13 protein-coding genes are annotated in these 12834 nt (G+C 72.3%); 6 read left to right on the top strand and 7 right to left on the bottom strand.

Annotated elements, in window-relative coordinates; all coding sequences use genetic code 11:
* Positions 1-12: 12 nt before the first annotated feature.
* A complete protein-coding gene (locus K7854_RS05085; RefSeq protein WP_226025135.1) occupies positions 13-762 on the bottom strand; it encodes an ABC transporter permease in 750 nt (249 codons plus the stop codon).
* Between the two features lie 21 nt (positions 763-783).
* Complete coding sequence (locus K7854_RS05080) at positions 784-1566, bottom strand: ABC transporter ATP-binding protein (protein WP_226025134.1); 783 nt, start codon at positions 1564-1566, stop codon at positions 784-786.
* Positions 1567-1659: 93 nt separating this feature from the next.
* Here K7854_RS05080 and K7854_RS05075 point away from each other — a divergent pair, with 93 nt between their 5' ends.
* The 4 genes from K7854_RS05075 (at position 1660) to K7854_RS05060 (ending at position 6669) form a co-directional block, all read left to right on the top strand.
* Positions 1660-2301 carry a TetR/AcrR family transcriptional regulator gene (locus K7854_RS05075; protein ID WP_226025133.1) on the top strand — a complete coding sequence of 214 codons (642 nt, stop codon included), beginning with the start codon at positions 1660-1662 and terminating at the stop codon, positions 2299-2301.
* A 136-nt stretch (positions 2302-2437) separates the two neighbouring features.
* Positions 2438-3286 (top strand): 3-hydroxyacyl-CoA dehydrogenase family protein, encoded by an 849-nt coding sequence (locus K7854_RS05070; RefSeq protein WP_226025132.1) that lies wholly within the window; start codon positions 2438-2440, stop codon positions 3284-3286.
* 190 nt (positions 3287-3476) lie between these two features.
* The gene (locus K7854_RS05065) at positions 3477-3800 is read left to right on the top strand and encodes an STAS domain-containing protein (protein WP_003973611.1); all 324 of its coding nucleotides are present in this window, start codon (positions 3477-3479) and stop codon (positions 3798-3800) included.
* A 235-nt stretch (positions 3801-4035) separates the two neighbouring features.
* Positions 4036-6669, top strand: a complete 2634-nt coding sequence (locus K7854_RS05060; RefSeq protein WP_226025131.1) for an ATP-binding protein — start codon at positions 4036-4038, stop codon at positions 6667-6669.
* A gap of 84 nt (positions 6670-6753) precedes the next feature.
* Here the strand turns inward: K7854_RS05060 and nucS are convergent, their stop codons facing one another.
* Positions 6754-7425, bottom strand: a complete 672-nt coding sequence (gene nucS, locus K7854_RS05055) for an endonuclease NucS (protein WP_052840652.1) — start codon at positions 7423-7425, stop codon at positions 6754-6756.
* A gap of 279 nt (positions 7426-7704) precedes the next feature.
* On the opposite strand from nucS, the gene K7854_RS05050 reads away from it, so the two are divergent.
* Positions 7705-8097, top strand: a complete 393-nt coding sequence (locus K7854_RS05050; RefSeq protein WP_226025130.1) for an SCO5389 family protein — start codon at positions 7705-7707, stop codon at positions 8095-8097.
* 82 nt (positions 8098-8179) lie between these two features.
* Here K7854_RS05050 and K7854_RS05045 read toward each other — a convergent pair whose 3' ends face one another.
* On the bottom strand, positions 8180-9208 hold the full coding sequence (locus K7854_RS05045; RefSeq protein ID WP_226025129.1) for an LLM class flavin-dependent oxidoreductase: 1029 nt from the start codon (positions 9206-9208) through the stop codon (positions 8180-8182).
* A 253-nt stretch (positions 9209-9461) separates the two neighbouring features.
* Here K7854_RS05045 and K7854_RS05040 point away from each other — a divergent pair, with 253 nt between their 5' ends.
* Positions 9462-9794, top strand: a complete 333-nt coding sequence (locus tag K7854_RS05040) for an Rv1322 family protein (protein ID WP_159328426.1) — start codon at positions 9462-9464, stop codon at positions 9792-9794.
* Positions 9795-9802: 8 nt separating this feature from the next.
* Here the strand turns inward: K7854_RS05040 and K7854_RS05035 are convergent, their stop codons facing one another.
* The 3 genes from K7854_RS05035 to K7854_RS05025 form a co-directional block, all read right to left on the bottom strand.
* Positions 9803-10672, bottom strand: a complete 870-nt coding sequence (locus K7854_RS05035; protein WP_226025128.1) for an ABC transporter permease — start codon at positions 10670-10672, stop codon at positions 9803-9805.
* Positions 10669-11928 (bottom strand): ABC transporter ATP-binding protein, encoded by a 1260-nt coding sequence (locus K7854_RS05030; protein WP_226025127.1) that lies wholly within the window; start codon positions 11926-11928, stop codon positions 10669-10671. The genes K7854_RS05035 and K7854_RS05030 overlap by 4 nt, the downstream gene beginning before the upstream one ends.
* Before the next feature lie 135 nt (positions 11929-12063).
* Positions 12064-12834, bottom strand: a complete 771-nt coding sequence (locus tag K7854_RS05025; RefSeq protein ID WP_226025126.1) for an ABC transporter permease — start codon at positions 12832-12834, stop codon at positions 12064-12066.

Here is a 12834-nt window from a genome sequence, read left to right as displayed (position 1 = left end):
GGGCCAGCGTAGTTACGCGCCCGCCGTCCGGAACACGCGTGTGCCCACCGTCACGGCCAGTGCGGTGAAGCCCAGGGCGACCAGGACGCCGTACAGCATGTGTGCCGTCGCGTAGGAGCCGACGTAGGCGTCCCGCACCGCGTCGACCAGATAGCGGAACGGCATCAGGTGCGAGAGCACGTCCAGCCACGCCGGGCCCAGGGTCATCGGCAGCATCAGGCCGGACAGCAGCATCGACGGCATGGTCAGGGCGTTGATCGTCGGGCCGAACTCCTGCGGGGTGCGGACCTTCATCGCCAGCGCGTACGACAGCGAGGCCAGCGAGACGGTGAGCAGGGCGACGAACGCGAAGCCGATCAGCACCCCGGGCAGCGGCGCGCGCAGGCCCATCAGCACGGCTGCCAGCACCAGCAGCACCGCCTGGAAGGCGAAGACGGTGGCGTCCCGCAGCACCCGCCCGAGCAGCAGCGCCAGGCGGCTGACGGGCGTGACCCGCATCCGCTCGACCACCCCCTGGCCGTTCTCGATGATGATCGAGAACCCGGCGAAGGAGGCGCCGAACAGGCCGAGTTGCAGCAGCAGACCGGGGACCAGCACCTGCCAGGAGCTGCCCCGCCCGCCGAGCGGCAGGTCGGTCAGCAGCGGTCCGAAGAAGAGCAGGTACAGCAACGGCATCAGCACGCCGAAGAGCAGCGCGAAGCGGGAGCGCAGGGACTGGCGCAGATAGCGGCCGTAGACGAGGCCGGTGTCGTGGAGCAGCATCGGTGTGGGTTCCCAGGGGTGTCAGACGGCTACGGGGGCGGGGTCCGCCGGAGCGGCGCTGCGGCCGGTGACGGCCAGGAAGGTGTCCTGGAGCGAGGCGTCCGGCGCGCCGCCGTACTCCTGCTTCAGGGCGGCGGGCGTGCCCTCGGCGACCACCACGCCGCCGTCCACGACCACCAGGCGGTCGGAGAGGGCGTCGGCCTCGTCCAGGTAGTGGGTGGTCAGGAAGACCGTGGTGCCGTGCGCGTCGCGCAGGGCGCGGACCAGGTCCCACAGGTCGGCGCGGCTGCCCGGGTCGAGTCCCGTCGTCGGCTCGTCCAGGAAGAGCACCTTCGGGCGGTGGGTGAGCGCCATCGCGATGTCCAGCCGGCGCCGCTGCCCGCCGGAGAGCGCGCCGCACTTGCGGTCGAGCAGCTCGGTGAGGCCCAGGTCGCGGGCCAGCTCCTCGGCGCGCTCGGCGGCCCGCGCCCTGGACAGGCGGTACAGGCGGCCCTGGGTGACCAGCTCCTCCCGCACGGTGATCTGGGTGTCCACTCCGCCCGACTGCGCCACGTACCCGCAGGCCGCGCGCACCCCGGCCGGGTCGGTCGCCAGGTCGTGCCCGGCCACGGTGGCCGCGCCGCCGGTGGGGGCGAGCAGGGTCGTGAGCATCCGCAGGGTGGTGGTCTTGCCGGCGCCGTTGGGGCCCAGGAAGCCCAGGATCTCGCCCTCGCGGACGGTCAGGTCGATGCCGCGCACCGCCTCGACGGGACCGCGCTTGGTCGTGAAGGTACGGGCCAGCCCGGCCGTACTGATGATTGCCATGCGTCCAGAAAAACAGAGCCGCTGAAATTTTGCAATGACACCAAGTTTTCAGGCACACCAGCCAATGGCATTTGCGCAGCTAGGATGGCGGGCATGGCCGAGGGACTCAGGGAACGGAAGAAGCGGCAGACCCGGCAGTACATCTCGGATGTCGCCACGGGGCTGTTCCTGGAGCGCGGTTTCGAGGCCGTGACGGTGGCGGAGGTCGCCGACGCCGCGAACGTCTCCGTCAACACCGTCTACAACTACTTCCCGGCCAAGGAGGACCTGTTCCTCGACCGCTCCAAGGGCGTCGTCGACCGGCTGTCGCGCTGGGTGCGCGGACGGCGCGACGGGGAGTCGGCGGCGTACGCGGTCCTGCGCGAGCTGCGCGACGAGGTCGAGTCGGTGTCGCCGCGGATCGGCCTGATGGCCGGGTACGCCGCGTTCATGAAGGTCGTGCACGAGTCGCCGGCCCTGCGGTCCCGGATGTGGGCCATCGGCCAGGAGGTCCTGGTCAACCTGGAGAAGACCCTCCGGGAGGAGACCGGCGCCCCGGCCGAGGACCCGCTGCCCACCCTGATGGCGGGTCAGATCAACTGGCTGCACGGCACGGTGATGGTGGAGATCGGCCACCGCATGGTCGCCGGCGGCAAACCCTCCGAGGTCTCCCGCGAGACGCTCCTGCTGCTGGACGAGATGGAGGAGCTGCTGAGCGAGAAGGTGCTCAACTACGCCGTACGAGGCGCGCGGTGACACCCGAATGGCAGCCCCCGGTGTGACGTCCGTCATTTGAGACGTGACGCGCGTTACTAACCGGTCACACAGCGCCTCACGCCCGCTAATCTCCGGCCGAGAGACGAGAATCAGCGCGCATCAGGGGAGTCGCACAGTGGCACGGAAGCTCGCCGTCATCGGAGCCGGTCTCATGGGGTCCGGCATCGCCCAGGTCTCCGCGCAGGCGGGCTGGGACGTCGTCCTGCGCGACGTCACCGACGAGGCGCTGCGGCGCGGCACCGACGGCATCAAGGCGTCGTACGACAAGTTCGTCGCCAAGGGGAAGCTCACCGCCGACGACGCCGACGCCGCGCTCGGGCGCATCACCGCGACCACCGACCTGGACGCCGCCGCCGACGCGGACGTCGTCGTCGAGGCCGTCTTCGAGAAGCTGGAAGTCAAGCACGAGATCTTCCGTACCCTGGACAAGCTGGTGAAGGACGGGGCGATCCTCGCGTCCAACACCTCCGCGATCCCGATCACCAAGATCGCGGCCGTGACGGAGCGCCCCGAGCGGGTCGTCGGCACCCACTTCTTCTCGCCGGTCCCGATGATGCAGCTGTGCGAGCTGGTGCGCGGCTACAAGACCAGTGACGAAACACTCGCCACCGCACGCGAGTTCGCCGAGTCCACCGGCAAGACCTGCATCGTCGTCAACCGCGACGTCGCCGGTTTCGTGACCACCCGGCTCATCTCCGCCCTCGTCGTCGAGGCCGCGAAGCTGTACGAGTCGGGCGTCGCCACCGCCGAGGACATCGACCTCGCCTGCAAGCTGGGCTTCGGCCACGCCATGGGACCGCTGGCCACCGCCGACCTGACGGGCGTCGACATCCTGCTGCACGCCACGGGCAACATCTACACCGAGTCCCAGGACGAGAAGTTCGCCCCGCCGGAGCTGATGCGCCGGATGGTGGACGCCGGTGACATCGGCCGCAAGAGCGGGCAGGGCTTCTACAAGCACTGAGGTCACCTCAGCCCCGGCAGACATCACACGCCGGAGTGAATTCGGTATCGGTTCGCTTACAGACGGCAACCTCCGGTCGTTTCGGCCAGTCAGAGGGTGCAGTGCCTGATATCGCCGAGAGACCACAACGCGCGCAACGCAACGCCAAGACGAAGAAGACGACGAAGAAGACGCACGCCGGGGAGCGCATATGCACATCAGGGGCGACCACGTCGAGCTGGTCGTCGGGGGCCGCCTCGACGTCCGCAGCGCGGCGGACGCCCGTACGGTCCTGCACTCGGCCGTCGACGACGGAGTCGGCGACCTGGTGCTCGACCTGTCAGAGCTGGACTCCTGGGACGCCACCGGGCTCGGCGTGATCATGGGAGCCCACCGGCGGGCCGGCCGCTGCGGGCGGCGGCTGGTGCTGCGCGGTGTGCCGCCGCAGATGCAGCGCCTGCTGGTGGCCACCCGGCTGCACCGGATCCTCGCCATCGAGGGCGGCATCGGTGTGGAGACCCTGCCCCGCGTGTGAGTGAAGGTTCACACCTCCGACACACGCAATCCTCACGAGACCGTGACCTCTCGGGCCGTCCGGGACCCCGGACTGTCGGAGATACTGGGCGAAGGTTTAGGGTCTGGCTGCCCGCTGCCTTTGCAAACCCGCCGGCGGGCCCGGACCAGAAGCGACAGCGCGGTGTGCGGCACAGGGCCGGGAGGGTGGTCCCTGCCGGGGCCCTGCACACGACGCTTTTGGGGGGCTTGAACCAATGGACCCGAACAACCGGGGCCCTGAGGAGCACGGCCAGGACGGCGACCACCAGGCGCCGCGCCCGCGCCCGCACAGGGACCCCCTCACCTCCGACTTCGGACAGCACGCGCCCGCGCTCGCCCGCACGGCGCAGGTGGTGTCCGGCGACTTCCTGCTCACCGTCAACCCCGTCGACGGCAGCGAGATCGAGGTCTGCCCGCCCACGGAGCGGCCCGCCCGCCCCGAGAAGCTCACCGCGGCCGAACGCGCCGAGGCGGAGCGCGCCGCACGGCCGCCCGTACCGCCGGGACCGGTCCGCACCGTCCTCGGCCTGCTGGCCCGCGAGGACGAACGCGAACGCCTGGTGCGGCTGCTCGCCCGCGGCCGCTCCGTCCGCCTCACCGGCCCCGCGGGCTCCGGCCGCACCAGCCTCCTCGACGTCGTCGCCGAGGACTGCGCGGGCCTGGCGCCCGACGGCGTCGTCCGGCTGAACGGCCACCACCGCACCGCCGACGACCTGCTCCACGACCTCTTCCACGCCGTCCACAGCGCGCCCCTGCACCGCCCGGACCGGACGGAGCTCCTCCGGCACCTGCGCGAGGTGGGCGCGGTCGTGGTCCTGGACGACGTCGAGCTGGGCGGCACCGCCCTCGACGAACTCCTGGACGCCACCCCCGAGTGCGCCTGGCTCATCGGCGCCACCCCGGAAGTGGCCGCACCCTCCGCCGACTCGGCCGTCGAGGAGGTCTTCCTCACCGGCCTGGACCGCGCGGACGGCGTGGAACTGCTGGAGCGCGCCGCCGGGCGCTCGCTCACTGAGGAGGAGGCCAACTGGGCCGGCGACCTCTGGTTCGAGTCCGAGGGCCTGCCCCTGCGCTTCGTCCAGGCCGGTGCCCTGCTGCGCCGCCGGGACCGGGAGCGGGCCGGCGCCGACGCCGTCGACGAGTTCGGCGTCTTCGCCGCCGCCCGCCCGGCCGACGACACCCCCTACGACGCCGGCGAGGCCGCCGACGACGTACCGCTGCCCTCCCTCGGCGAGGCCGCCGCGCCCGCACCGCTGCTCGCCTCCCGGCTGAGCGCGTCCGCCCGCGCCACCCTGGAGTTCGCCGTCGCGCTCGGCGGCGAGGTGCCGCACCAGGCGCACCTGCCCGCCCTGGTCGGCGACACCCACGCGGACGCCGCCCTCGGCGAGCTGGCCGACTGCGGACTGGTCTCCCCGGTCGGCTCCCGCTACCGGCTCGCCGCCGGGGTGCTCACCCAGCTGGAGAGCGCCGGGTACGCCGACGCCCTGCCGGAGCGGGCGCGGGCCGCGGCCCAGCACTACGCCTGGTGGGCCGGGCACCCCTCGGTCACCCCGGAGCGGGTGTGCGCCGAGGCCGACGCCGTCCTGGCCGCCCTCGCCGTGCTGGTGCCGGCGACGACCCCGGCCGCGGACGACGCCGAGAGCCCCGCCGTCCAGCTGGCCCGCACCGCGGCGCCCGCCTTCGCCGCCGGACTGCACTGGAGCGCCTGGCAGCGGGCGCTGCGCTCGGGCACCGAGGCCTCCCGGCTCGCCGGTGACGTCGCCGAGCAGGCCTACTTCCACCACGAGCTGGGCGTCCTCGCGCTGTGCGAGGACCAGCTGGACCGGGCGCGCGCCGAGCTGGAGGCCTCCATCGGGCTGCGCGGCGCGCTCTCCGACAAGCGCGGCGCCGTGGCGGGCCGCCGCGCCCTCGCGCTGGTCGCCGACCGCACCGGTGACACGCCGGGCCTGGGCAGCGGCGCGGGTGCGTTCGGCGCGGCGGCGCCCGCCGCCGGACTCGGTGTCGTCGGCGCCGGGCTCGGTCCGACGGTGGGGGAGGAGGTGCCCGACGCCCGCAACGAGGAATCGGCGTCGCCGTCCGCGGGCGTTCCCGCCCCCTTCCCGCCGCTCCAGCCGCCGCCGCAGTCCCCCACCCTGGTCACCCGCCGGGAGCCCGAGGAGGAGCCGTCCCGCACGGTCGTCGGCGGCATCAAGGGCTTCGCGCGGCGGAACCTGGTGGCCGCCGGAGCGGGCGCGCTGCTCGTCGCCGTGCTCGGCACGGTGGTGACCCTGGGGGCCACGTCCGAGAACGACCCCGGCGATCCCTCCAACGAGGTCGGCGTCAACCCGTCGGCCAGCCAGGGCATCGACGACGGCAGTCTGGGCGCGGACCGGCCCTCGGACGACGGCAAGGACCAGGAGACGCCCGGCGGCCCGACCGGCTCCGCCACCCCCGGCACCTCGGACGCCCCGACGGCCACGGAGTCGGGGGAGCCTTCGCAGGGGCCGAGCGGTACCAGCGGCACGGGCGAGAGCACCGGACCCGGCGACGACGAGAGCCCCGACGACCCGGGCTCGCCGGACGAGCCGAGCAAGTCGCCGAGTTCCCCGCCGAGCACCTCCAGTTCGCCGCCCCCGTCGTCGAGCGAGCCGCCGCCCGACCCCACGAGCAGCGAGCCCACCAGCCCGGAGCCGACGGACGACGAGACCGGCACCACGTCCCCGGAGACCTCCACCAGCGCCGCCGACACCATCACGCCCACGGCCGCCAGTTCCCCGGTGGACACCCCCACCGCCGCGCAGAGCGGCACGGGCGCCGGGACCGGCACTTCGGCCGGTTCCGACGACCCCGCGGAGGGCCGGATCGTCTGAGCCCGCCGGGGAAGGCGACAACACAGCAGGGCCGGTTCCGCCGCACGGACCCGGCCCTGCTCACGTCGTCGTACGTGGGCGCCCTCAGAACAGCCGCAGCTTGTCGTCCTCGATGCCGCGCAGCGCGTCGTAGTCCAGCACCTGGCAGCCGATGCCGCGGTCCGTGGCCAGCACGCGGGCCTGCGGCTTGATCTCCTGGGCGGCGAAGACGCCGCGCACCGGGGCGAGATGCGGATCGCGGTTCAACAGCTCCAGGTAGCGGGTGAGTTGCTCCACGCCGTCGATCTCGCCGCGCCGCTTGATCTCGACCGCGACGGTCCCGCCCTGGGCGTCCCGGCACAGGATGTCGACCGGGCCGATGGCGGTCATGTACTCGCGGCGGATGAGGGTGTAGCCCTCGCCGAGGGTGTCGATGCGATCGGCGAGCAGCTCCTGGAGGTGTGCTTCCACGCCGTCCTTGATCAGGCCCGGATCGACGCCGAGTTCGTGCGAGGAGTCGTGCAGGATCTCCTCCATCGTGATGATGAGCTTCTCGCCCGCCTTGTTGACGACGGTCCAGACGCCCTCCTCCTCGCCCGTGCCCTCCTTCAGGGTGCAGGGCGGCGACATCCAGTTGAGGGGCTTGTAGGCCCGGTCGTCGGCGTGGATCGAGACGCTGCCGTCCGCCTTGACCAGGATCAGCCGGGGGGCCGAGGGCAGGTGGGCGGTGAGCCGTCCGGCGTAGTCGACGGAGCAGCGGGCAATGACGAGACGCATGGTCGGCAACGCTACTCGACGGGCCCGGCCCGGCGCGATTCGCCCGTACCCGGGCACCGGGCGCGCTGTCCCACTTCTCCCATTGGCCCCGTTGTGCCCACTGGCCGATTGTGGGCCTACCGGATGGTGTCCATCTGGGCATTCTCCTGGTGCCGTCACGATCGGTTGCTTACGGTATTGAACGGGAGGTCGCGAACTGTGTACGCAGCGTGTTCGGAATCGCGCACTCCCTTAACTGTCCGGCAACCCCTGCTGGTCGGGGGTGCGAGAGGAGAACCCATGTCGCTCGACGTCTCACCGGCCCTACTCGAACAGGCCGAGCGAGGCGAGGTCGACGAAGCAGACTTCGTCGACTGCGTCCGGACCTCCCTGCCCTACGCATGGGAGATGGTCAGCTCCCTGGTGGCACAGCTGAAGGTCGACGGCGGAGCCTTCGCCGACAACCAGACGCCCCCGCCGGACGAGCAGGCGCGCGGCCAGCTCCTGCGTGCGCTCGCGAGTGACGCCATACGCGGTGCACTGCAGCGGCACTTCGGGGTGCGGCTGGCCTTCCAGAACTGCCACCGGGTGGCGGTGTTCCCGTTGGACTCCGCTGTCGACGAGACGCTGGCCAAGTTCACCTCGGTGCGCAGCCAGTTGCTGAACCAGTCGCCGGAACTGCGCGACTGCTGACGGCCACCAGAGCATCCGCTTGCCGCTCCGTACGTGGGAGGTGCAGTTCTGTACCGGAGCGGCAAGCTCCCCGGCCGCCGGCTCAGCGGAGCTGGGGGAGTACCTCGGCCCCGAGCCGCCGTACGTTCTCCTCGGTCGCCGCGAGGTCTCCCGACCCCTCGACGAGCAGGGCGAAGCGGGAGATGCCGGTCCGCTCGCCGGTCGCCGCCAGCCGGTCCGCGCACAGCCGGGGCGTGCCCACCGGGTGCAGCCCGCAGAGCAGTTCGGTGTAGGCGTGCGGGTCGCGCATCCGCCGCTCCCGGCCGTCCACCGTGACATGCGCGCCCAGGCCCTGCCGCAGCCAGCCCGGCATCGCCTTGAGCAGGGTCTCCGCCGCGTCCGTGCGCCGGTCCGCGATCTGGCAGACGCCGGCCGAGACGTGCGCCGCGCCGTGGACCCGCGCCGCCGGGTGGCCGGCCGCGCGGGCGTGACGGCGCCACAGGGCGACCATCTCCGCCTTCTCCTCGTCGCCGACGTGCATCCCGAGGAGCATCGCCAGCCCCCGCTCGGCCGCCAGGCGCACGCTCGACGGCGAGGTGCAGGCGACGACGACCTCCGGGCCCGGCTCCTCCGACAGGGACTCCGAGGGGCGCGGCACCACGGGCACCTCGCGGAACCGGAAGCGGTCCCCCGAGGCGCCGACGGACGGTTCGCGCAGCCAGCGCAGCAGCAGGTCGAGCGAGTCCGGGAAACCCTTCTCGTACGCCTCGAGGCCGGTGCCGAACACCTCCAGGTCCACCCACGGGCCGCCGCGGCCCACGCCCAGCGAGAAGCGGCCGCCGCTGGTGACGTGCAGCAGCGCGGCCTGCTCGCCGAGCGCCACGGGGTGGACGGTGGGCAGCACACTCACCGCGGTGCCGACCCGGATGCGCCGGGTGCGGCCCAGCAGCAGCGCGGCCAGGGTCACGGCCGACGGACACGTGCCGTACGGCACGAAGTGGTGTTCGGCCAGCCAGACCGCGTCGAGCCCGGCCTCCTCGGCGACCTCGGCCGAGCGGACCGCGCGGTGCAGCGCCTCCCCCTGGCCCTGGCCCGGGAACTGGGCCCCCAACACGAAACTTCCTACGCGCATTGCCTTTTCCTGCTTCCTCGGCCCCGACGTGGAGCTCCCCCACACGGCATAACCGCCTGACACGTGCCGAGGACACGGCCGGACGGAGGGATTTGCGGATTGTCTGCAGAATCGGCCGCCCTGGGACGGCGCACGGGCCCGGGCGGAAACCCGCGCGGGGGAGTTGCGGTGTTTGGCGGCGTACGCGTACCCGTGTCCGTGCCGCGTAGGCTTGATGCCGCCCTGCTTCCTGTATAGCTCCGTGAGGTGTCCTGTGTCCCCGCGTCGCAACCGACCCAAGGGAGCCGGTTCGTCCGGCCGGAGCGCCGAGGAGGACGGCTCCGGCCGCTACGGCGGCTGGCAGTCCTCGGAGAGCTGGCAGGGCGAGGAGTGGAGCGTACGGCACGTGGCGGGCGCGAGCGCGCAGGGGAAGTCGTACCGCTGCCCGGGGTGCGACCAGCTCATTCCGGACGGTGTCCCGCACGTGGTGGCCTGGCCCGCGCACTCGGGCGTCGACGACCGGCGGCACTGGCACAAGGCGTGCTGGAACGCGAAGGACCGCCGCACCACGCGGGTGCAGCGGTCCCGGAACGCGCCGAGGTTCTGAGCGACGCGCTACACGTCCCGCTTCTCCAGCAGGGCGAAGGCGGCGGCGAACGCGGCCGCCGTGACACCGAGCACGATCCACAGCGGGTCCCAGCCCGAAGGCCCGGAATCGGAGAGCGAGTTGGCGTAGAAGATGCTCATCTGGTTCGGGATCGAGTACTCGAACAGCGCCTGCTGCACGTCCTTGAGCGACTCGGAGAACATGAACAGCGCGATCACCAGCGGGGCGAGCAGCAGGCCGATCATGATGGTGATGGCGCCCGCGGAGTGCCGGATGATCGAGCCCACGGCCAGCGAGAGCAGCCCGAGCAGCGCGACGTAGAGCGAGACGCCGACGGTGCCCTTCAGCCACTCCGTGCCGGTCGGGTTCTCGGCGCCGTTGCCCTCCAGCATGGAGACGTGGGCCAGTCCGACCAGCGTCGCGGAGACCAGCGTCACCACGAAGGCCACCAGGAAGAACACGATGCCCTTGGCCGCCAGCACCCGGCCGCGGCTGGGGCAGGCGGTCATCGTCGTGCGGATCATCCCCGTGCCGTACTCCGAGGCGGTGGTCAGCACGCCGAGCGTGATCACGCACATGCTGCCGAGCAGCAGGCCGAAGAAGCCGAGGCTCAGCGCGCTCTCGCCCGCCAGGTCGGAGTCGGAGCTGGCGACCACCGCGCCGGTCAGCAGCCCGATGCCGAGCACCAGCAGGACGAACACGCCCAGCGTCCACATCGTCGAGCGCACCGACTTGATCTTGGTCCACTCGGAGGCCAGCGCGTGCACGAGGGTGGTGCGCACCACCGGGATCGGCGACGTGTAGGTCGGGAACGGCGAACCGGGCGCCGCGTGCCAGTCGGGCGCGGCCTGCTGCGTCGGGGGCTGGGGCGTGCTCATCGGGCGTCCTCGGGCTTGGTCGGGTCGGAGGCGGGTGCGGGGGCCGTCGCGGGCGGCGCCGGGGCCGCGGCGGGGGCCTGGGGCACCGGCGGGGCCTGGGGCGCCTGCTGCGCCGCGTACGGGTTGGCCGGCGGACCGCCCGGCACCGCACCGGGCGCCACCGGGGCGCCGTACGGGCCCGCCGGGGCCTGGCCCGGGGCGCCCTGCGGCGCCGCGAAGGGCTGACCGCCCTGCTGGGGCGGCGGCGGGGCGTACCACCCGGGCTGGCCCTGTCCCGGCACCGGCATCGGCGGCTGCGCGCCCGGCGGCAGGGGCTGCTGGAGCCCCGCCTTCTGATCGGCGGTCGACCGGTAGTCCACGGCGCCCTGCGTCATCCGCATGTACGCCTCCTCCAGCGAGGCCTGGTGCGGCGACAGCTCCCACAGCCGTACGTCGGACTCGTGCGCGATGTCGCTGATCCGGGGGAGGGCCAGCCCGGTCACCCGCAGCGCGCCGTCCTGCTCGGGCAGTACGTGGCCGCCCGCCTCGGTCAGCGCCGAGGTCAGCTTCTCGCGCAGCTGGGGCTCGGTGTCCGGTGTGCGCACGCGCGCGAAGTCGGCGGAGTTGGCCGAGATGAAGTCCGTCACGCTCATGTCGGCGAGCAGCTGGCCGCGCCCGATGACGATCAGGTGGTCGGCGGTCAGCGCCATCTCGCTCATCAGGTGCGAGGAGACGAAGACGGTACGGCCCTCCGCCGCGAGCGCCTTCATCAGGTTGCGCACCCAGTGGATGCCCTCCGGGTCGAGGCCGTTGACCGGCTCGTCGAAGAGCAACACCTGGGGGTCGCCGAGCAGGGCGGCGGCGATGCCGAGCCGCTGGCCCATGCCGAGCGAGAAGCCCTTGGAGCGCCGCTTGGCCACGTCCTGGAGGCCCACCACGCCGAGCACCTCGTCCACCCGCCGGGCCGGGATGCCGGACAGCTGGGCGAGGCTCAGCAGGTGGTTGCGGGCGGCCCGGCCGCCGTGCACCGCCTTGGCGTCGAGCAGCGCGCCGACGTGGCGCGCCGCGTTCGGCAGTTTGCGGTAGGGGTGGCCGCCGATCGTCACGTGCCCCGAGGTGGGGTTGTCCAGGCCCAGGATCATCCGCATCGTCGTCGACTTGCCTGAGCCGTTGGGCCCCAGGAAGCCGGTGACGGCACCGGGCCGCACCTGGAAGGACAGGTTGTACACAGCGGTCTTGTCGCCGTAGCGCTTGGTCAGGCCGACTGCCTCGATCATGCTCCGCACCCATCGGAAGGTTCAGGGACAGCAGGGCACACGCCCCCGTAAGGGTTAGGAGGATATCCAGGCGCTGACGGTTCCGTTCAAGCGCGGGCAAAATCCGACACCGTACGGAGACGGTCCGGACAGGCCCTAGGCGTCCCGCTTCTTCAGCACCGCGTACCCGCCGACGAGTGCCGCGATCACCCACAGTGCCATGATCCCGAGGCCGCCCCACGGGCCGTACGGCACGTCGTCGTCGATCGGCGCGACCACCTGCATGATCTTGCTGCCGGCCTGGTCGGGCAGGAACCGGCCGACCTTCTCCGTCGCCGGGACGTTGCCCAGGATGTTGGAGATCAGGAAGAAGAACGGCATCAGGATGCCCAGCGACAGCATCGGGGAGCGCAGCATCGCGGCGACGCCCATCGAGAACATCGCGATCAAGGTCATGTAGAGGCCGCCGCCGAACACCGCCCGCAGCACGCCCGGGTCGCCGATCGACGCCTTGAGGTCGCCGAGCATCGCCTGGCCCAGGAAGAACGTGGCGAAACTGGTGACCATGGCCACGACCAGCGCGAGGGCGGTGGCCACCGCGATCTTGCTGAACAGGAAGGTGCCGCGCTTCGGCACGGCGGCCAGCGAGGTGCGGATCATCCCGGAGCTGTACTCGTTGCCCACCACCAGCACCCCGAACACGATCATCGCCAGCTGGCCGAGGCTGGTGCCGGCGAAGCTGATGAAGGTCGGGTCGAAGGAGAGCTGGTCGCGCCGGCTCATGTCGCCGAACTCGTTCTTCGACAGGGCCGAGATCAGCATGCCGAGGGCGATGGTGACGACCACGGCGAGGCCCAGCGTCCACACCGTGGACGCGACCGACCGGATCTTGGTCCACTCGGACCGGACGACCTGTGCCGCCGCCAT

Origin of the sequence: Streptomyces hyderabadensis (genome assembly GCF_020404845.1) — a bacterium.
GTDB classification, from domain to species: Bacteria; Actinomycetota; Actinomycetes; order Streptomycetales; family Streptomycetaceae; genus Streptomyces; species Streptomyces hyderabadensis.
The sequence above is the reverse complement of the archived record's forward strand: the minus strand, read 5'-3'. Positions and strand labels throughout refer to the sequence as shown.